We start from the raw sequence: 19,601 nt of genomic DNA on the forward strand, positions 1-19,601 counted from the left end.
ACCGGGTCCCCTGCGTCCCGGCAACGGGCGAGCGCAAGCACCGGAGGAAGGCAGGAAGGGATGCTGCACAGAGGTCACCAGAGCACGGACGGCACCGGCGGCGGTGAACTCACCGTCCCCATGGCCTGGTTGTACGCCGAGTACATCGCCGACGAACTGCTGCGGACCGGCGATCTGATGCCGCCGACGTCCTTCGAGTTCCGCGCCGGGCGCGACGCCCTGGCGCTCACCATCTTCCTGTCCGACACCGACGGCGAACTGCCCGGCATCCGGGTCGTCACTCAGCTGGAGACCTGGCTTTCGCTCACGGCGTACGACCAGCCGTGGCAGGACTGGGTCGCGGAACGTATGTCTCAACTGAGGGCCGAGGCCGCCCGGTCGGACGGACCGGCTCCCGATCTCGACCTGGCGGCCGCGGCCTGGCGCTGGCTGGAGGAGACGGAGCTGCTCGCTCCCGATCTCAACGCGGTGCCCGGCGGTGCGCCGGTGGCCGGCGAGGACGACGGACCCAAGGTCTGGACGCCCGCCTGGCAGCTGGGGCTGCCTCTCGGCCATCTGGCGATTCATCTTTTTTAGAATCACACCAATCCGCGGACCGGACCGCTCCGAACATCTGGGTCACGATTCGGTACGCGGCTTGAGTGATTCGTCGGCCGGGTGCGTACCGGTGGGAGCAAGGAGTAACCCCACTGGCACTCAACGGCACGAGGTTTCGGCATGAGGTCCCTGGAAAGGCATCGCGACGTCGGCGCGTACGCGCTCGGCGTGCTGGACGAAGCGGAAGCCTTCCGCTTCGAGGACCACCTCATGGAGTGTCCTCAATGTGCGGCGCAGGTCACCGAGTTCGGCCCGACCGCCCGGCAGATGATGCTCTACCGGCGCGCCACCCCGCGCGCCGTGCACCCCTTCGCCGGGCCCGGCCCGCAGCTGCTCGACCGGCTGCTCGCCGAGGTGGCGACCCGGCACCGGGCCGTGCGCCGCCGGGTGCTGTACGCCGTGGCCGCCTCGGTGGTGGTCGCCCTGGCCGGCCCCGTGATCGCGATGATGGCGGGCGGCGGCAGCGGCGGCGAGACTGCCGCACGGGTCACCGCGACGGACGAGAAGTCCGGGGTCTGGGCGCAGGTCACCACCGAGAACGAGGCCTGGGGCAGCCATGTGGAGCTGGAGGTCAAGGACGGGGCGGGTCCCCGCTCCTGCCGCCTGATCGCCATCGGCCTCGACGGCTCCGAGCAGACGGTCACCAGCTGGACGGTCCCCGAGCACGACGCCCGCCCCAACACGGTGCAGGGCGCCGCGGCCTGGCACCCCGACGAGATCCTCCGCTACGAGCTGCGCACGGCGGCCGGAGAGCACCTGGTGACGCTCGAGTCCCACTGACGTCGGCACGGAGTGAGTTCAGGTCACTTCGATGTCGACGCGGTGCCGACACGGGCCGAGCGGGGCGGGGCGCCCCGGGCGGCGACACACCGCCCGTATCTGGAACCACTGGCTCGGCGGCCGGGACCCGCTCCGACCCCCGCCGGGCTACTTCAGCAGCCGCGACATCCTCCGGTCTGCCAGGGGCTTGCCGCCCGTCTGGCAGGTGGCGCAGTACTGGAGCGAGGAGTCGCTGAAGGAGACCTCCCTGATGGTGTCGCCGCAGACCGGGCAGGGTTCGCCGGTCCGGCCGTGCACTCGCAGGCCGCTCTTCTTCTCGGCCTTCAGGCGACCCGCGGCCAGGCCCCGCGAGCGCTCCACCGCCTCCGTGAGCGTCGTGCGCAGGGCCTCGTAGAGGGTGTGGGTCTCCTCCGGTGTCAGCGAGGCCGCCAGCTTGAACGGGGACATCCTCGCCACGTGCAGGATCTCGTCGCTGTACGCGTTGCCGACGCCCGCGATCAGTCCCTGGTCGCGCAGGGCGCCCTTCAGCCGCCGCCGTTCACCCGCGAGGAGCGCGGCGAAGCGGGCCTCGTCGAACCCGGCGGCGAGCGGGTCGGGGCCGAGCCGGGCGACGCCGGGGACCTGCTGCGGGTCGTCGACGACGTACACCGCGAGCCGCTTCTGGGTGCCGGCCTCCGTCAGATCGAAGCCCTCCCCCGTCTCCAGGGCGACCCGCAGCGCCAGGGGTCCCTTGCCGGGGCGGGGCGGACCGTCCGGGAGCCGGTCCTTCCAGTGCAGCCAGCCCGCCCGGGCGAGGTGGGTGACGAGGTGCGGGCCGTCACCGGTCGCCAGGTCGAGGAACTTGCCGTACCGGCGCACGGCGGTGACCTCGCGGCCCTCCAACGCGGTGACGGGCGGGTCGTACGTCTTCAGCACGCTGATCGCGACGGGCAGTACACGGACGATCTCGTGGCCGACGAGATGTTCGGCCAGGAAGTCCTTGAGCGCTTCGACCTCGGGGAGCTCCGGCATACGTCCAGAGTGCCATCGCGGACCGCAGTGTTCAGCTCCGCTCCGGCACCACGAACTCGCACCACACGCACTTGCCGCCGCCCCGCGCCTCCACGCCCCACTCGTCGGCGAGCAGGTCCACCAGCAGCAGGCCCCGCCCGGAAACCCCCGACTCACCCGCCTCGCGGCGGCGCGGGAGGGCGCTGGAGGAGTCCTCCACCTCGACGCGCAGCCGCTGTTCGGTGCCGGTGAGCACCCGCAGGGTGACAATCGCGGCGCCCTCGGTGTGCATGAGCGCGTTGGTGATCAGTTCGTCGGCGACAAGTTCGATCTCGTCGGAGCGGTCCCGGGCGCCCCAGGTGCGGACGGCGGCGCGGATCATGTGCCGGGCCTCGCTGAGGGCCTCGGGGTCACCGGGGGCCACATGCTGCTGGAGCCGGCTCCCGGCCTGCGGGCCGTCGGGGCCGCGCCGGCGCAGCAGGAGCAGGGCTACGTCGTCGTCCCCGGCGCGCTCCTCGGCTACCTCGATGAGCTGGTCGGCGAGTTTACGGACGTCCTCGGGGCCGGCGGCGATCAGCGCGGCCAGGGCCCGCATGCCGTCGTCGAGGTCCGCGCCGGGCTGCTCGACCAGGCCGTCGGTGCACAGCAGCAGCGTGTGGCCGGGGTCGAGCTCCACGGTGGCGACCGGGTAGTCGAGGCTGCCGAACTCGGCGGACAGGCCGAGCGGCAGTCCGCCGGGCACCTGGAGGCGTCGGCAGGTCCCGTCGAGGCCGCGCAGCAGCGGGTCGATGTGCCCGGCGCGGACCACCTGGACGACGCCGGTGGAGAGGTCGACCTCCGCGTACAGGCAGGTGGCGAAGCGGTCCGTGTCGAGTTCGTGCAGGAAGACGGAGGCGCGGGCCATCACGGTGGCCGGGGGGTGGCCCTCGGCCGCGTAGGCCCTCAGGACGATGCGCAGCTGGCCCATGACGGCGGCGGCGTGCGTGTCGTGGCCCTGGACGTCACCGATGACGGCGCCGACCCGGCCTCCCCCGGAGGGGGTACCCCCGGGCAGCGGGATGAGGTCGTACCAGTCGCCGCCGATGTCCCGGCCCAGGGAGCCGCCGATGGTGGCGGCGCGGTAGCGGACGGCGACGTCGGCGCCGGGCACGCTGGGGATGGTGCGCGGCAGCATGGCCTGCTGGAGGCCCTGCGCGATGTCCTTCTCCTGCTCGTAGAACATGGCCCGTTGCAGGCTCTGCGCGATGCTGCTGCCCAGGGCGACCAGGATGTTGCGGTCCTCCTGGGTGAAGCCCCGGCGGTCGCTGTAGAGCAGGCCCATCGCGCCGATCGGGCGGGCCTGCACGATGAGCGGCAGATAGGCCGCCGAGGTGATCTTCAGATCGGTGAGGTGCGGCCACAGCACGGGGTAGTCGTCGGCGAACTCCTCCGGCGACTCGATGAAGCGGGGAGTCAGGGTCCGCACGACCTCGCTCATCGGGTAGGGCTCGTCGAGGCGGGTGACCAGCGTGCCGGGCACGAAGCTGCCCTCCGGCCCCTCGGCGATCAGCCGGATGCGGCCGGCCTCGACCAGCCCCATGACCAGGCTGGTCGCGCCGAGGTGGGTGAGGCCGTGGGTGTCCTTGGCGACGTCGATGACGTCGCGCACGGTGCGGGCGTGTGCCAGGGCCGCCGTGGTGAGCTGGACGACGTTGGTCTGCTCGCGGCGCGCGTCGTCGAGGTCGGCCTCGTCGCGGCGGGCGGCAAGATCGCTGAGCTCGTCGGTCGCGTCCCGCACGATGCCCACGATGCGGCGCGGGCGGCCGGTCTCGTCGCGCCGGATGTAGCCCTGGGTGTGGGTCCAGCGCAGGGTGCCGTCGCGCAGCCGCAGGCGGAAGTAGGCGCCGTAGTTCTCGCTGCCGTCCTTGATCGCCTGAGCGACCAGCTCGTCCAGCCGGATGCCCTCGGCCGGGGGGACCCGGGCGGCGAGGGTGACGGGGTCCCCGTCGTATTCGTCGGGGCGCAGGTCGAAGATCTCGTGGGCCCGGGCGTCCATGTGGAACTGCCCCGAGTCCAGGTCCCAGTCGAAGCTGCCCATGCGGTTGAGGACCAGGATCGGATCCGGGTGGGCGGGCCAGTCGCTTGGGAGTGACAGGGCGCTCGCTCCCCGATCAACCATGGGGCCACCTTGCCAGGGTTTGCCCGATTCTTCGACCGGGGAGCGGCGGGCCCGGGGCCACGGTCAGCCCATGAGGACGTCGACGGGGCTGCCGAAGATGCTGTCGGACGCATCCAGGGCGTCGGACTCGTCGGGCCCGTCGGGGATCAGCCCGCCGCCGTCGGGCAGGTCGGGCACCTCCGGGACGGTCTCCGGGCCGATCGCGTCGGGGGCGACACCGCGGGCGAGCTCGGAGCCGAGCCCCTCGCCCGGGCCCGCCTCCGCACCGGAGTCGGGATCGCCTGCTCCGAGGCCAGGCTCCGAGCCGGTGCCCGGCTCGGTTCCGATGCCGGTGCCGGTGCCGGTGCCGGTGCCGGTGCCGGTGCCGGCGAAGGACCCGGTGCCGGTGCCGGTGCCGGCGAAGGACCCGGTGCCGGTGCCGGTGCCGGCGAAGGACCCGGTGCCGGCGAAGGACCCGGTGAAGGAGCCTGCGTCCTGGTCGGCGGCCGTGGGATCGGCGAAGCGGTCGCCGAAGGGGTCGCCGGAGACGACACGGCCCTCGGCCGCCGGGAGGACGGTGTCCGTGCCCGGCATCGTGATCCTCTCTCCCGCACCGCCGCGTCCGGCGACGAGGAGCGCCGCCGAGAGCGCGCAGGCGGTGAGGAGAGTTGCAGTGGGTAGTCGCACCACGTTCTCCCGCATCGTCTCGACCCGTCCCCCCGAAGTGTTTCGCCCACTATTGTCTGCGTCACCCGCCGGGGTCACGCAACCGGAAGGGACGCACACACACAGTGACCAGGCCGGCCTGGCCCGTCAGGCCCGACCCGACCTGACGAGACCGGAGCGGACCGGAGAAGAGGAGCGCACGGCCGTGGACTGGTTCACCGCACCCGAGTACTGGATGAGCCGACTGGTCTTCCAGCGGGCCCTGGCCGGGGTCTACCTGATCGCGTTCCTGACGGCGGCCCTCCAGTTCCGGCCGCTGCTGGGCGAACGGGGGATGCTGCCGGTGCCCCGCTACGTCGAGCGGGTGCCCTTCAGGCGGGCGCCGAGCCTGTTCCAGCTGCGCTACTCCGACCGTCTGTTCGCGGTCTGCGCCTGGACGGGCTGCGCGGTGTCGGTGGCGCTGATCGCCGGTCTCGACGGCCTGCTGCCCCTCTGGGCGGCGATGTCGCTGTGGCTGGTGCCCTGGGCGCTGTACCTGTCGATCGTCAACGTGGGCCAGACCTGGTACGGCTTCGGCTGGGAGTCCCTGCTGCTGGAGACGGGCTTCCTCGCCGTGTTCCTCGGCAACGACGAGGTGGCCCCGCCGGTCCTCGTGGTCCTCCTGATGCGCTGGATCCTGTTCCGGGTCGAGTTCGGCGCCGGTCTGATCAAGATGCGGGGCGACGCCTGCTGGCGGAAGCTGACCTGTCTCTACCACCATCACGAGACACAGCCGATGCCCGGCCCGCTGAGCTGGTTCTTCCACCACCTGCCCAGACCGCTGCACCGCGTCGAGGCGGCGGCCAACCACTTCACCCAACTCGTCGTGCCGTTCCTGCTGTTCGCCCCGCAGCCGATCGCGACGGCCGCCGCCTCCCTGATGATCCTGACCCAGCTGTGGCTGGTGCTGTCGGGCAACTTCGCCTGGCTGAACTGGATCACCATCGTCCTGGCCGTACCCGCGCTCCAACTGCCCTCCGGACACCGGTCGGCCGCCGGCACCCCGCGCTGGTACGAGGTCGTCGTGCTGGCCGCGGCCGCGCTCCTGCTGCTCCTCAGCTACCACCCCGTGGTCAACATGCTCTCCCGCCGCCAGGTGATGAACCGCTCCTTCGATCCGCTGCACCTGGTCAACACCTATGGCGCGTTCGGCAGCGTGAGCCGGATCCGCTACGAGGTGGTGGTCGAGGGCACACTCGACGAGGTACCGCGCGAGGACTCCGACTGGCGGGAGTACGAGTTCAGGGGCAAGCCGGGCGATCCCCGGCACTGGCCGCGCCAGTTCGCCCCCTACCATCTCCGCCTGGACTGGATGATGTGGTTCGCGGCCCTCTCCCCCGCGTACGCCGGGGCGTGGTTCACCGCCCTCGTGGAGCGGCTGCTGGAGAACGACCGGGCCACGCTGAAGCTGCTGCGCCGCTCCCCTTTCCCGTCCGACGAGCCCCCGCGCCACATCCGCGCCCGGCTCTTCCGCTACCGATGCACGACCTGGCGGGAGCTGCGGGAGACGGGCGCGTACTGGCGGCGGACCTACGTACGGGAGTACCTGCCGCCGACGCGGCTGGCGGGGACGGCTCAGAGGCCGTAGATGCGGACCGCGGTGGTCTCGAAGATCTGCTCATGGGTACTCGGTTCGGTCAACTGCCGCGCGATGTAGAGGACTTCACCGTAGGAAGCGGTGGGTGTGCACACCGGCCAGTCCGAGCCGAACATCAGCCGGGCCGGGCCGAAGGCCTCCAGCACCGTGTCCGCGTACGGACGCAGATCGTCGGGGGCCCAGGACCCGGGGGCGGCCTCGGTGACCAGGCCGGAGAGCTTGCAGACCGTGTTGGGCAGCGCCGCGAGGGCCCGGACGTCGGACGCCCAGGGTTCCAGGGCGCCCGAGGCGATCGGCGGCTTGCCCGAGTGGTCCAGGACGAAGGTGAGCCCGGGCAGCGAGGCGGCCGCCTCGACGCAGGCCGGTAGCTGGTGGGGCAGCACCACCAGGTCGTGGACGAGGCCGGCGGCGGCGACGGCTGTGAGACCCCGGCGTACGTCCGCCCGCAGCAGCCACCGCGGGTCCGGCTCGCCCTGGACCTGGTGGCGGATGCCCTTGAGGTACCGGCCGCCGGGCAGCTCCCGCAGCCGGGCCAGTTCCTCGGCGACGTCCGGGCGGGTGAGGTCGGTCCAGCCGACGACCCCCGCGATCAGGTCGCTCGCGGCCGCGAGGGCGAGGAACTCGGGGGTCTCCTCGGCCACGGTGACCGTCTGGACGAGGACCGTACGGTCGACCCCGGCCGCGCGGGCCTGCGGTGCGAGGTCACCGACGGTGAAGTCCCGCCGGAGCGGGCTGCCTTCGGCGATCCAGTCCTGGTCCCGTACCGACAGCTCCCACACATGGTGGTGCGCGTCGACGGTCACGGCAGCTCCCACACGACGGGCAGACCGGCGCCGGCTCCCTCGTCGGAGTAGTCGTGCACCACGTCGAGCAGCTCGGCCATCCGCGCCTGCCACACCACGTTGACGGGGAGCTTCTCCAGCTCGGCGAGGAGTCGTGCGTAGTCCTCGCACTCCAGCAGGTGGAACAGATCGGTGCCGCTGCGCCAGATCGTCCATGAGACGGCGCCGGCGGCGCGGATGGCGTCGGTCAGTTCCTCCGGCACCTCCCGGTGCGCGGCCTCGTACGCGTCGACGCGCTCCGCGCGGACCCTGGTGTGCAGGGCGACCCTCATGACGGCTCCTCGGGTGACGGCTCCTCGGGGGCAAGCAGGCCCGTGTCCCCCAGCTCCTGCCAGAAGGCGGCGGGGACGGGGGTCGCGAACTGTTCGGCGCAGTCCCGCACCTCGGCCGCCGAGCGGGCGCCGACCAGGACACTCGCGACGGCGGGGTGGGCGGCACAGAACGCCAGGGCGGCGGCCCGCAGGGTGATGCCGTGCCGGTCGGCGATCTCCTTCATCCGCAGCGCGCGGTCCAGCAACTCGGCCGGAGCCTGCGTGTAGTTGAACGTGGCGCCCGGCCGGGGGTCGGCCAGCAGGCCGGAGTTGAAGGCGCCCCCGACGACGACCGACACACCCCGCTCGACCGCGGCGGGCAGCAGCTCGGCTCGGGCGTCCTGGTCGAGCAGCGTGTACCGGCCCGCGCACAGGACCACGTCGACGTCCGTGTCCCGCACGAAGCGCGTGAGCATCTCCGCCTGGTTCATTCCGGCACCGATCGCGCCGACGACACCTTCCGAGCGCAGCTTCTCCAGCGCCGGGTAGCCCTCGCGAAAGGCCTGTTCGGCGTGGTCGTCGGGGTCGTGGAGGTAGACGACGTCCACGCGGTCCAGGCCGAGCCGTTCCAGGCTGGCCTCCAGGGAGCGGCGTACGCCGTCGGCGCTGAAGTCCCAGACCCGGCGGTGTGTGGCGGGGACGGCGAAGCCGTCGGCCAGGTCGTCGCCGCCCCGGTCCGTCCGTTCCAGGCGGCGGCCCACTTTGGTGGAGATCGTGTACTGCGGGCGGGGGTGCTCGCGCAGAGCCGCGCCCAGGCGGCGTTCGGACAGGCCCAGGCCGTAGTGCGGGGCCGTGTCGAAGTAGCGGATGCCCTGCTGCCAGGCGGCGGCCACCGTCTCGTACGCCTGCTCCTCGCCGACCTCGGTGAAGAGGTTGCCGATGACGGCGGCGCCGAAGGCGAGCGGGCTGACCGGGACACCGCTGCGCCCGAGCCGGTTCACCGGCCCACCGGACGCAGCCGCAGGCCCTGCATCCCGCCGTCGACGGCGAGGGCGGTACCGGTGGTGGCGCCGGACAGAGGGCTCGCCAGGTAGGCGATGGCGCCGGCGACCTCGGCGGCGCTGACCAGCCGGCCGGTGGGCTGGCGGGCCTCCAGGGCGGCGCGCTCGGCGGCCGGGTCGTCGGCCGCGTCGAGCAGCTTGCCGACCCATGGGGTGTCCGCGGTACCGGGGTTGACGCAGTTGACGCGGATGCCCTCACGCACATGGTCGGCGGCCATGGCGAGGGTCAGCGAGTACACCGCGCCCTTGGTGGCGCCGTAGAGCGCGCGCTGCGGCAGGCCGGCCGAGGCGGCGATGGAGCACGTGTTGACGATCGCGGCGTGCGAGGAACGCCTCAGGTGCGGCAGGGCGGCGCGGGCCGTGCGGACCATACCGACGACGTTGACGTCGAAGACCCGGTGCCATTCGGCGTCGTCGTTGTCCTCGACGGTTCCCTGGGCGCCGATACCCGCGTTGTTGACCAGGATGTCCAGCCCGCCGAGGCGGGCGACCGCGGCCTCGACCGCGGCCCGTACGGAGGTGTCGTCGGTGACGTCGGCGCGGTGGCCGAGAAGGGGCTCTTGCACGCCCGACGGGTCCAGGTCGAGGACGGCGACCCGGGCGCCGCGCTCGGCCAGAAGCTCCGCGGCCGCCCGGCCGATGCCCGAGGCACCCCCCGTCACCAGGGCCCTCAGCCCTTCGAAGTCGCTCACGCCGCCTTCTCCTTCCGGATCTTGGGGTCGGCGGCCCGGAAGTCGCCGCCGGGGAACGTGTACCGCGGCGAGCTGTCGTGTTCCGGGTCCGCTGCCGCATATTTATCAGACCACTTCCGCTCCGCAACACCCCCCGGGTAGCTTTCAGGCGGGTTCGCCGCTCAGGTGGTCCGACCACATCGGTGGCCGGCCCGCGGCGCACCGCCGACAGGAGGGGCCACGTGGAAGACTCCCCGCGCATCGGGAGCGCCGTTGCGAAGGGCACGGTGACGCAGCGCGCCATCGACCGGATCAAGACGATGATCACCGACGGAACGCTGGAGCCGGGACAGCGGCTGCCCACCGAGCGTGATCTCGCGGCCCAGCTCGGCATCTCCCGCAGTTCGATGCGCGAGGCGATCCGCGCGCTCACGGTCCTCGGGGTGCTGGAGGCCCGGCACGGTTCCGGGATCTACGTCACCGCGCTGAAGGCGGGGGACCTGCTGGAGACGTTCGGGGTGGTCGCCGATCTGTCACGCGGCCCACGTCTGATCGAGCTGCTCCAGGTGCGCCGGATCCTGGAGTCGACGGCCACCGCACTGGCGGCGGCCCGCATCACCCCCGATCAGCTGGCCGTCGTGGAAGGGCACCTGGCGGCGATGAACGCGACGGACGACCCGGAGGAGATCCTCGCGCACGACCTGGAGTTCCACCGGGTGATCGCGGAGGCCGCCGGCAACGAGACGATGGCGGCGATCCTCGAGGGTCTCTCCTCGCGCACCTTCCGGGCCCGTGTGTGGCGCGGCTACCAGGAGGAGGGCGCCTTCGCCCACACCCGCCGCGAGCACGCCGCGATCCACCGCGCCCTGGCCGCCCGGGACCCGGAGGCCGCCCGGGCGGCGGCGGCCGCGCATGTCGGCGAGGTGGAGGAGTGGCTCAGGGGGCAGGTGGGGCCCTGAGTCGCGGCCGCCTCTCGACGCGGGACGCCCGGCGGGGCAGAGTGCTCCTACGTACTCGCCAGTAGTGCACGCACACCGAGGGAGCTGCCTGTGACCAGCTGGGCCGGCCGGACCGCCGTCGAGATCGCCGCCGCCGTACGCGCGAAGGAGGTCACGCCGCGCGAGGTGGTGGCCGAGCATCTCGCGCGGATCGAGCGGCTGGACGGCCGGATCGGAGCGTTCCGTACGGTGCGGGCCCGGGCGGCCCTGGCGGAGGCCGACGCGCTGGCCGCCCGCGGCGACCTGGACGGACTCCCGCTGGCCGGGGTGCCGGTGGCGGTCAAGGACAACCTCGGCGTGCGGGGCGAGTCGACCCGGGCGGGCTCGGCGGCGACGCCGGACACGCCGGCCGAGGCCGATCATGTGACGGTGGCCCGGCTGCGGGCCGCCGGCGCCGTGGTCGTGGGCCTGACCAATGTGCCGGAACTGTGTGTCTTCGGCACCACCGAGGGCGTGCACGGCACCGCCCGCAACCCGTGGGACACCTCCCGCACGGCGGGCGGCTCGTCGGGCGGCAGCGCGGCCGCGGTCGCCGCCGGCATGGTGCCGATCGCGCTGGGCAACGACGGCATGGGCTCACTGCGCATCCCGGCGGCCAACTGCGGCCTGGTGACCATCAAGCCGGGCCACGGGGTCGTGCCGGCCGGCATCGGCGAGGGCGACTGGTTCGGGATGTCGGAGAACGGTCCGCTGGCGACCACGGTCGAGGACGCGCGGCTCATGCTGTCGGTCCTCGCGGACACCGAGGTCGCGGCGCCCGCGGAACCCGGTGCGCTCAGGATCGCCGTCTCCGTGCGCAGCCCGCTGGCCGGGATCACGGTGAGCAGGCCGTACACGGGTGCGGCGCGGGACGCGGCCGGGGTGCTGGTCCGTGCGGGGCATCACGTGGAGCGGGCCGAGCCGCCCTATCCGCTGTCGCTGGGTGTCACCTCGCTCGCGCACTGGACGGCGGGCACGGCCGTGGACGCCGCGGGCCTGGACGCCCGGCTGCTGACCCGGCGCACCCGGGTGCACGCGGCCGTCGGGCGGCGTTTCCTGTCCGGGGCGCGCGGCGGCTCGGCGCGGGACGTACTGCGCCGGCGTCTCGAGCCGTTCTTCGCGGAGTACGACGTGCTGCTCACCCCCGCGCTGGCGCGACGGTCACCGGAGTCGGCGCCGTGGCACGAGCGGGGCTGGCTGCGCAATGTGCTGGTGAACACGAACTACTCGCCGCTGACCCCACCGTGGAACCTGACCGGCTGGCCCGCGATGGCGGTCCCCTTCGGCAGTCTGCCGTCCGGTGCGCCCACCTCCGTGCAGCTGGTGAGCCGGCCGGGCAGGGAGGGCGAACTGCTGCGACTGGCAGAGCAGTTGGAGGAACTGCGGCCGTGGCGGCGGACGGCTCCGCTCGACTGAGCGGAGCGGCGAGGCCGGCATGGGCGTGCCTGACGCACGCCCATGCGGGCGGTCACGAGCGGGGTCAGTCCACGCTGGGCAGGATGTGGGGCTCGGCGAGATCCTCCTCGTAGCCCGCCAGGCGGATGGGGGCGGAGCGGGCCCACACGTCGAGGCTGCCGATCTCGCCGGGCCGGCGGCCGGCCCGCTCCGGGCGTTCCTTGGGGCGTTGCTCGCGATTCGTCTTCTCCGGTGTCACCGCGCACTCCTTATGTGTCGGGTCACCCTCGGGGCGTGCCGCCAGTCTGCGGTCCGGCGCCTGACGCTCCCTGGGGTCTTGCTCAAGTCGGTCAAGGACGCGGTGGCGCCGGCAACTTCTTGGAGGGCGAGCCGTTGTGAAGCGGCTTGTCCCATGACGGACCGTGGGTGTGGGTGGCACTCCGTACTGCTGTCCGTCGGTACAGGGTAACCAAATGAGCGGGTAGCCGCTCGATAGGGCTGAAAATTTGAGGTAACCATGGCAAGTCACCCACATGTCCCCGCAGGTGAATTGAACCTGTTTACCCCCTGATGCACCTTCTGGGTTCACCCGTTCGGGGGACGATGATGGGCGTGGCGCTTCAAGACGGCCGCGCACTCGCCCGCGAGTCCGTCGCGCAGTTCAGGTGCCGTTCGTCCGGCCGCAAGCCGGCCGTGCTCTGCTGGCGTCCGGCAACGGCGCTCTCGCGGAAGGACTGACGCATGCAGCTGCGCAGCGTCGAGGAGCTGATGGACCTGCTGTACGCCTGCCGGGGCGTGCGGGACACGACGGACCGCGGCGAACCGGGCGTCGACCTGCACGATCACGCGCTGCAGACGGCCGCGCTGCTGCGCCGGAATCGTCCCGCCGACAAGGAACTCCAGCTCACCGGGCTGGTCCACCCCATAGGGCGGCTGTTGAGCCCCGCCGACGCCACCGGCCGGCCGGAACGGGCCGCCGACGCCGTACGGCCCCTGCTCGGCACCCGCGTCTCCCGCCTCGTCGCCCTGCACCCCTGGCACGGCGCCACCGCCGACAACGACCTGCTCAGCCTGCGCCAGGCCGACGAGGACGGCCGGGCGGCCGGGTTCGACGCGGGTGTGCTGGAGGACTGGCGCACGGTGCTGGAACTGGTGGCGGCGCGGAACTCGCGCCTGGGGGCTGTCGACTGACGGACCGTCATGAGACGGTACGCCGATGACGTCGTCGTACGGGTTGCGGGGCAGGGCCGCCGTCGTCACGGGGGCCACGCGCGGGATCGGCTGGGCGGTGGCACGGGCGCTCGCCGACGCCGGGGCGCGGGTGTGCGTCGGCGCGCGGGACCCGGACGGGGTGCGCCGCGCGGCCGGGGAGCTGGACGGCGTCGGGCTGGCGGGTGACGTCGGGGACCCGGAGCACCCCCAGGAGCTGACCCGGCTGTGCCTGGACACGTTCGGCCGGATCGACGTGCTGGTCAACAACGCGGCGACCAACCAGCCCTACGGACCGCTCATGGACGCCGATCCGCTCGCCTGGCGGGACGCGTTCACGGTGAACGTCGAGGCGCCGCTGCGGCTGGTGCAGTGCGCGTGGCGGGGCTGGATGCGCGAGCACGGCGGCGTGGTCGTCAACATCTGCACCGAGGGCGCCACCCATGCCGGACCCCGGGTGGGCGCCTACGGCACCAGCAAGGCGGCCCTCCTCCACCTCACCCGGCAGCTCGCGGGCGAACTGGGTCCGGGGGTGCGGGTGAACTCCGTATCCCCCGGCCTGGTACGGACCGAGATGGCCCGGTTCGTATGGGAGCCGGGAGAGGAGGAGACAGCCGCGGGACTGCCACTGGGAAGGATCGGCGAGCCGGAGGACGTGGCGAGGGCGGTGCTCTGGCTGTGCTCCGACGCGGCCGAGTGGATCACGGGGGCGGATCTCCTGGTGGACGGCGGCACGCAGGTGCGCCGAGCGCACGTCGCAACCTGAGGGACACGGGTCGTACGGACCTGCGGCCGCGCCGTGCGGGTACGGGTGCGGCCAGTCACAGACCGCCCGCACCCGCGAACATCACCACTTACCGGGCGCGTAGTCCTTGAGGAACACCCCGTACAGGTCCTCACCCTGCTCGCCGCGCACGATCGGGTCGTAGACGCGGGCCGCGCCGTCGACCAGGTCGAGCGGGGCGTGGAAGCCCTCCTCGGCGAGGCGCAGCTTGTCGTAGTGCGGGCGCTCGTCGGTGATCCAGCCGGTGTCGACCGAGGTCATGAGGATGCCATCGCTCTGGAACATCTCCTGGGCGCTGGTCCGCGTCACCATGTTCATCGCGGCCTTGGCGGCGTTCGTGTTCGGGTGGCCCGCGCCCTTGTAGCCGCGGCCGAAGACGCCCTCCATCGCCGAGACGTTCACGACGTACGCGCGCCCGCTCGTCGCCTTCTCAGCGGCGGCGGCCATGGCCGGGCGGAGCTTGCTGATCAGGATGAACGGTGCCGTGTAGTTGCACAGCTGGGTCTCGAGGAGCTCCACCGGGGAGATCTGCTCGATGGTCTGCACCCAGGTGTTGCTGTCGACGACGTCGGGGACCAGGCCGCCCGCGTCGATGGCGGTGCCGTCCAGGTGCCGGGCGATGCTGGCGTTGCCCGCGACCAGGGCGAGGTCGGCGACCTTCTGCGCGTCCGGGCCGCCGGTACCGATGGGCAGCGCGGCGAGCCCGTCGACCGCGCCGGAGCCGAAGGCGCCGATGACGTGGTGGGCGGGCAGCTCGCCGGCGGGCAGCGCGGCGCTCTCGCCGCCGACCAGGGCGGCGTAGGCGGAGGGCAGACGGCGTACGGTCTGCGTCGCGTTGTTGACGAGGATGTCGAGCGGGCCGGCCTCGGCGACCCGGTCGGCGAGGGCCACGGCCTGCGCCGGGTCGCGCAGGTCGATGCCGACGATCTCCAGACGGTGCAGCCAGTCGCCCGAGTCGTCCATGGCCTTGAAGCGGCGGATGGCGTCCTTCGGGAAGCGCGTGGTGACCGTCGTGTGCGCCCCGTCGCGCAGCAGCCGCAGCGCGATGTACATGCCGATCTTGGCGCGGCCGCCGGTGAGCAGCGCGCGCTTGCCGCCGAGGTCGGCGCGGGCGTCGCGGCGGGAGCGGTTCTCGGCGGCGCAGCCCGGGCAGAGCTGGTGGTAGAAGTAGTCGACCTCGACGTAGCGGTTCTTGCAGGTGTAACAGGAGCGCGGCCGCTGGAGTATGCCCGCGATCCGGCCCTCCTCGGTGACCGAGGACGGCAGGATGCCCTCGGTCTCGTCGTCGATGCGCTGGGCGGAGCCGGTCGCGGTGGACTCGGTGACCGCCTTGTCGTGGGCGGTCTTGGCGGCCCGGCGGTCCTGGCGGCGGCGCTGCTTGACGGTGCGGTAGACGCCGGCGGTGGCCCGGCGCACGGCGATGGCGTCCGGGTGGTCGACGTCCAGCTTGTCGAGCTCGTCCAGCACCGCGAGGCAGACGGCGAGCCGCTCCGGGTCGATACCGGGCCCGTGCACGACCTCGTCCACGACCTCCTGCGTGATCGCCGTCGAGCCGTCCTCTGTCACCGTCATCGCGCTGCCGCTTCCCTGATCACCCGTGCGGCGCTCCGACCGAGTCCGCCTTCGAAGGGTGAATTTTACGGAGCGCCGGGCCGCTCCTCCAAACCCGTTCCCGTCAAGAGCCGCAGGCCGTGATGAGCGTCTCCACCTCGGCGGTCAGGGCCCGCGCGAACCGGTCGAGGTCGGGGACCGCCTCGGCGTCGGCGACGAGCCCGTAGTGGACCTGGCCGCGGTAGGTGGAGACGGCGACCGCCAGGGCCTGGCCGCGGGCCAGCGGGGCGTACGGGAAGACCTCGGTCACCGGGTTGCCGCCGAGCTTCAGACCGAGGCTGGGCAGGGGCACGCTGGTGACGAGGATGTCGAACCAGAGCCGGGCGGCCTGGCTGACCAGCGGGCCGCCCAGGCGGTGGCCGAGGGCCGGGACGTGGTCGGCGAGGAGAGCGACGGCGCCGGCGCCCCGGCCGGGTCCCGCGTCCTTGTTGCGGTCCATGGCGGCGCGGACCGTGCCGAGGCGGCGCAGCGGGTCCGGGTCGTCGACCGGGAGCCGCATCAGATACCCGGAGAGCCGGTTGCCCTGGGGGTGGGCGGTGCGCGGGCGGCGCTTGGAGACGGGGATGAGCGCACGCGGTACGACGCCCTCGCTGCCGTCGCCGCGTTCGTCGAGCCAGCGGCGCAGCGCCCCCGCGACGACCGCGATCAGCACGTCGTTGACGGTGCCGCCGGCGACCTTGCGGATCCGGTGCACGTCGTCGAGGTCGATGACGACACCGGCGGTGCGGCGGGTGCCGGTGGACGCCGCGGTGAGGGCGGGGGTGGAGCGCATGCCCAGGGTGTGCACGGCGACCGAGGCGCCGATGTCGAGGGCGCGGCCCACGTCGGAGACGGCTCCGCGCAGCAGGTCGGGCAGTCGGCGCACGTCCGGGAGGAGCCGGCGGGCAGGTTCGGCGGGGCGGGGCCGGGGGGCCGGCAGATCCATGGGGTCGAGGACGGCCGCGGCCAGGGACAGGGCGCGCAGACCGTCGGCGAGGGCGTGGTGGAACTTGAAGAGCACGGCGAAGCGGCCGCCGGCCTCCGCAGGCAGGACGTGCGCCTCCCAGGGCGGCCGACCGCGCTTGAGGGGCCGTTCCATGAGCCGGCCGGCCTCGGCCTGGAAATCGGCGGTGGGTGTGTGCAGCGTGACGTGGTTGAGGGGGTCGAAGCCGGGGTCCGCCTCCCGGGTCGCGCCGCCGAAGGCGAGCGGCCGGCGCAGGTCGAAGGGCTCCGAGCGGTCGAACGGCCGCCACACGTCCCGGATCCGCATGCGCAGTCCGGGGACCGCGGCGGCACGGGCCGCCAGCAGGTCGGCCGCGTGGGCGCCCGCGGTGGGCGACTGCGCCGTGAAGACACCGAGCGCGCCCAGGTGCATGGGGTGCTCGGCCGACTCGAGGTTCCAGAACGCCAGGTCGAGAGGCGCCAGCAGATCATCAGCAGTCACGGGCTTGCCTCGCATCGACGAAGGGTGAGGCAAGCAGTCAAGCCGGTCCGGGCGATTACGGTCAAGTACGATCAGGCTACACACAGTTAACACTGCATTAAGTTCAGGGCACCTGCTGGCCCTTCCCCAGGGCGATCACGCCGCCCCTCGACACCGTGTACAGCTCCGCGTCGCGCTCCGGGTTCACGCCGATGGTCGCACCCGGAGGGACCTCCACGTTCTTGTCGAGGACCGCCCCGCGCACGACCGCACCCCGTCCGATGTGCACGTTGTCGTGCAGGATCGAGCCCTGCACGACCGCTCCCGGGTCGACCAGGACGCCCGGTGAGAGCACCGAGCGCGAGACCTGGCCGCGGATCAGGCAGCCCGCGCTGATGATGGACTCGCTGGCGATGCCGCCGGCGTTGAAACGGGCCGGGGAGAGCTGACCCGAGTGGGTGTAGATCGGCCAGCTCCGGTTGTACAGGTTGAAGGCGGGACGCTCGGCGATCAGGTCCATATGGGCGTCGTAGTACGCGTCGAGCGTGCCGACGTCCCGCCAGTAGCCCTGGTCCCGGGTGGTCTCGCCGGGCACGTGGTTGTCGTGGAAGTCGTACAGCCGGGCCTCGCCGCGCTCGGTGAGCTGGGGCAGGATCGAGCCCCCCATGTCGTGGACGGAACTCTCGTCCTCGGCGTCCCGCTGGAGCGCCTCGATGAGCGCCTTGGTGGTGAAGATGTAGTTGCCCATCGAGGCGAACACGGATTCCGGGTCGTCCGCGAGACCCGGCGGGTCGGCGGGCTTCTCCAGGAAGCGGTCGACCGTCTGGCCGTCCGAACCGGGGGTGATCACCCCGAAGGAGGAGGACTCGCCGCGCGGGACCCGGATCCCGGCCACGGTCACGCCCGCGCCGCTGTCGATGTGCTGGGTGAGCATCTGGCGCGGATCCATGCGGTAGACGTGGTCGGCGCCGAAGACGGCCACGTACTCGGGCCGTTCGTCGTAGATGAGGTTCAGCGACTGGAGGATGGCATCCGCGCTGCCGAGGTACCAGCGCGGGCCGAGGCGCTGCTGGGCCGGGACCGGGGTCACGTAGTTGCCGAGCAGGCTCGACATCCGCCAGGTGGTGGTGATGTGCCGGTCCAGGGAGTGCGACTTGTACTGCGTCAGCACGCAGATCCGCAGGATGTCGGCGTTGACGAGATTGGACAGCACGAAATCGACGAGCCGGTACGTGCCACCGAAGGTGACCGCCGGCTTGGCACGGTCCGCGGTGAGCGGCATCAGGCGCTTGCCCTCACCGCCCGCCAGCACGATTCCGAGCACCGTTGGCCCACCACGACGCATGACCGCTCCCCTCACCTGGTTCAACCATGATTGCCCCCGGCGGGGGGAACTAAGCCTGTTTGGCGATCTCCTCGTACAGCCGGACCGTACGCCTGGCCACCGCGTCCCAGCCGAACTCCTCCACCGCCCGGGCCCGCCCGGCCTCGCCCATGCGGCGCGCGCCCTCCGGGTCACCGAGGACGGCGTCCAGCGCACGGCCGAGACCCGCCTCGAAGGCGTCGCCCCCGCCGTCCACGGACACGAGCGTGCCGGTCACGCCGTCCTCGACGACCTCGGGGATGCCGCCGACGCGGGAGGCCACGACGGGCGTGCCGCAGGCCATCGCCTCCAGGTTGACGATGCCGAGCGGTTCGTACACCGACGGGCAGACGAACACGGCGGCGTGCGTGAGGAGCTGGATCACCTCGGGGCGCGGCAGCATCTTCGGGATCCAGTGCACGCCGTCCCGGGCCCGGCTCAGCTCCGCGAAGAGGTCGCGGAACTCCTGGTCGATCTCGGGGGTGTCGGGCGCTCCCGCGCACAGCACGACCTGCGCCGCGGGATCGATGTCCCGTACGGCCCGCAGCAGATGGGGCACGCCCTTCTGCCGGGTGATGCGGCCGACGAACAGCACGAACGGCCGGTCCGGGTCCAGGCCGGTCCGGGCGAGCGCGTCGGTGCCGTGGTCCGGGCGGTAGAGGGCGGTGTCGATGCCGTTGTGGACGACGTGGACCCGGTCCGGGGCGAGCGCCGGATAGCAGGCGAGGATGTCCTCGCGCATCGCGCTCGAGACGGCGATCACCGCGTCGGCCGCCTCCACCGCGGTCCGCTCGGCCCAGCTCGACAGGGCGTAGCCGCCGCCGAGCTGCTCGGCCTTCCAGGGCCGCAGCGGCTCCAGCGAGTGCGCGGTCACCACGTGCGGCACGCCGTACAGCTCCTTGGCGAGGTGGCCGGCGAGATTGGCGTACCAGGTGTGGGAGTGGACGAGTTCACGGCCCTCGAGGGCGGCCGCCATGGCGAGGTCCACGGAGAAGGTGCGCAGCGCGTCGTTGGCGCCGTCGAGCGCGGACCACGGGCGGTGCCGCCGGACCCCCTCGGTGCGGCCCTCGCCCCAGCAGTGCACGTCGAGGTCGACGAGCCGCCGCAGCTCCCGGGCGAGGAACTCGACATGGACACCGGCGCCGCCGTACACGTCCGGGGGATACTCCCGGGTCAGCAGTCCCACTCGCACCCATGACCCCCATCTCAGCGACCGGTCCCCTTCATGG

General features: G+C 72.6%; 19 protein-coding genes. 7 read left to right on the top strand and 12 right to left on the bottom strand.

The window, feature by feature from the left end:
* Positions 1–60: 60 nt before the first annotated feature.
* Both ACFWBB_RS14870 and ACFWBB_RS14875 read left to right on the top strand, forming a co-directional pair.
* Complete coding sequence (locus ACFWBB_RS14870; RefSeq protein ID WP_385271030.1) at positions 61–576, top strand: hypothetical protein; 516 nt, start codon at positions 61–63, stop codon at positions 574–576.
* A 141-nt stretch (positions 577–717) separates the two neighbouring features.
* Positions 718–1,377, top strand: coding sequence for a zf-HC2 domain-containing protein (locus tag ACFWBB_RS14875; RefSeq protein ID WP_385271033.1), 660 nt, complete (start codon positions 718–720; stop codon positions 1,375–1,377).
* 147 nt (positions 1,378–1,524) lie between these two features.
* On the opposite strand, the gene ACFWBB_RS14880 is transcribed toward ACFWBB_RS14875, so the two are convergent.
* From ACFWBB_RS14880 to ACFWBB_RS14890, 3 genes are all read right to left on the bottom strand, one after another.
* On the bottom strand, positions 1,525–2,388 hold the full coding sequence (locus tag ACFWBB_RS14880) for an Fpg/Nei family DNA glycosylase (protein WP_385271036.1): 864 nt from the start codon (positions 2,386–2,388) through the stop codon (positions 1,525–1,527).
* 31 nt (positions 2,389–2,419) lie between these two features.
* Positions 2,420–4,525, bottom strand: a complete 2,106-nt coding sequence (locus ACFWBB_RS14885) for a SpoIIE family protein phosphatase (protein ID WP_385271039.1) — start codon at positions 4,523–4,525, stop codon at positions 2,420–2,422.
* 63 nt (positions 4,526–4,588) lie between these two features.
* Positions 4,589–5,191 carry a hypothetical protein gene (locus tag ACFWBB_RS14890; RefSeq protein ID WP_385271042.1) on the bottom strand — a complete coding sequence of 201 codons (603 nt, stop codon included), beginning with the start codon at positions 5,189–5,191 and terminating at the stop codon, positions 4,589–4,591.
* A 184-nt stretch (positions 5,192–5,375) separates the two neighbouring features.
* On the opposite strand from ACFWBB_RS14890, the gene ACFWBB_RS14895 reads away from it, so the two are divergent.
* Positions 5,376–6,797, top strand: a complete 1,422-nt coding sequence (locus ACFWBB_RS14895) for a lipase maturation factor family protein (RefSeq protein ID WP_385271045.1) — start codon at positions 5,376–5,378, stop codon at positions 6,795–6,797.
* Here the strand turns inward: ACFWBB_RS14895 and ACFWBB_RS14900 are convergent.
* Genes ACFWBB_RS14900 through ACFWBB_RS14915 form a run of 4 tightly spaced genes read right to left on the bottom strand, consistent with a single transcriptional unit; the run spans position 6,785 to position 9,652 of the window.
* Positions 6,785–7,609 (bottom strand): amidohydrolase family protein, encoded by an 825-nt coding sequence (locus tag ACFWBB_RS14900; protein WP_385271048.1) that lies wholly within the window; start codon positions 7,607–7,609, stop codon positions 6,785–6,787. The two genes, ACFWBB_RS14895 and ACFWBB_RS14900, sit on opposite strands and share 13 nt — an antisense overlap.
* Positions 7,606–7,920 (bottom strand): L-rhamnose mutarotase, encoded by a 315-nt coding sequence (locus tag ACFWBB_RS14905; RefSeq protein ID WP_385271051.1) that lies wholly within the window; start codon positions 7,918–7,920, stop codon positions 7,606–7,608. The genes ACFWBB_RS14900 and ACFWBB_RS14905 overlap by 4 nt, the downstream gene beginning before the upstream one ends.
* Complete coding sequence (locus tag ACFWBB_RS14910; protein ID WP_385271054.1) at positions 7,917–8,900, bottom strand: aldo/keto reductase; 984 nt, start codon at positions 8,898–8,900, stop codon at positions 7,917–7,919. The genes ACFWBB_RS14905 and ACFWBB_RS14910 overlap by 4 nt, the downstream gene beginning before the upstream one ends.
* Positions 8,897–9,652, bottom strand: coding sequence for an SDR family NAD(P)-dependent oxidoreductase (locus ACFWBB_RS14915; protein WP_385271057.1), 756 nt, complete (start codon positions 9,650–9,652; stop codon positions 8,897–8,899). Before ACFWBB_RS14915 ends, ACFWBB_RS14910 begins: the two co-directional genes overlap by 4 nt.
* A gap of 221 nt (positions 9,653–9,873) precedes the next feature.
* Between ACFWBB_RS14915 and ACFWBB_RS14920 the strand changes: the two genes are divergently transcribed.
* Positions 9,874–10,590, top strand: coding sequence for a FadR/GntR family transcriptional regulator (locus ACFWBB_RS14920; RefSeq protein WP_385271060.1), 717 nt, complete (start codon positions 9,874–9,876; stop codon positions 10,588–10,590).
* Positions 10,591–10,680: 90 nt separating this feature from the next.
* Positions 10,681–12,024, top strand: a complete 1,344-nt coding sequence (locus tag ACFWBB_RS14925) for an amidase (RefSeq protein ID WP_385271063.1) — start codon at positions 10,681–10,683, stop codon at positions 12,022–12,024.
* 64 nt (positions 12,025–12,088) lie between these two features.
* Here the strand turns inward: ACFWBB_RS14925 and ACFWBB_RS14930 are convergent, their stop codons facing one another.
* Entirely contained in the window at positions 12,089–12,262 is a 174-nt protein-coding gene (locus ACFWBB_RS14930; protein WP_020127513.1) for a hypothetical protein, read from the bottom strand.
* 482 nt (positions 12,263–12,744) lie between these two features.
* Here ACFWBB_RS14930 and ACFWBB_RS14935 point away from each other — a divergent pair, with 482 nt between their 5' ends.
* Together ACFWBB_RS14935 and ACFWBB_RS14940 are read left to right on the top strand one after the other, a co-directional pair.
* The gene (locus ACFWBB_RS14935) at positions 12,745–13,194 is read left to right on the top strand and encodes an inositol oxygenase family protein (protein ID WP_385271066.1); all 450 of its coding nucleotides are present in this window, start codon (positions 12,745–12,747) and stop codon (positions 13,192–13,194) included.
* Between the two features lie 25 nt (positions 13,195–13,219).
* A complete protein-coding gene (locus ACFWBB_RS14940) occupies positions 13,220–13,978 on the top strand; it encodes an SDR family oxidoreductase (protein WP_385271069.1) in 759 nt (252 codons plus the stop codon).
* Positions 13,979–14,059: 81 nt separating this feature from the next.
* Here ACFWBB_RS14940 and ACFWBB_RS14945 read toward each other — a convergent pair whose 3' ends face one another.
* From ACFWBB_RS14945 to glgA, 4 genes are all read right to left on the bottom strand, one after another.
* Positions 14,060–15,568, bottom strand: coding sequence for an SDR family NAD(P)-dependent oxidoreductase (locus ACFWBB_RS14945; protein WP_385271072.1), 1,509 nt, complete (start codon positions 15,566–15,568; stop codon positions 14,060–14,062).
* A gap of 103 nt (positions 15,569–15,671) precedes the next feature.
* Entirely contained in the window at positions 15,672–17,045 is a 1,374-nt protein-coding gene (locus tag ACFWBB_RS14950) for a wax ester/triacylglycerol synthase family O-acyltransferase (protein ID WP_385271075.1), read from the bottom strand.
* Between the two features lie 88 nt (positions 17,046–17,133).
* Entirely contained in the window at positions 17,134–18,354 is a 1,221-nt protein-coding gene (glgC, locus tag ACFWBB_RS14955; protein ID WP_385271078.1) for a glucose-1-phosphate adenylyltransferase, read from the bottom strand.
* 49 nt (positions 18,355–18,403) lie between these two features.
* Positions 18,404–19,564 carry a glycogen synthase gene (gene glgA, locus ACFWBB_RS14960; RefSeq protein ID WP_385271081.1) on the bottom strand — a complete coding sequence of 387 codons (1,161 nt, stop codon included), beginning with the start codon at positions 19,562–19,564 and terminating at the stop codon, positions 18,404–18,406.
* Positions 19,565–19,601: the final 37 nt, after the last annotated feature.

Origin of the sequence: Streptomyces sp. NPDC060000 (assembly GCF_042737375.1) — a bacterium.
Classification (GTDB): domain Bacteria; phylum Actinomycetota; class Actinomycetes; order Streptomycetales; family Streptomycetaceae; genus Streptomyces.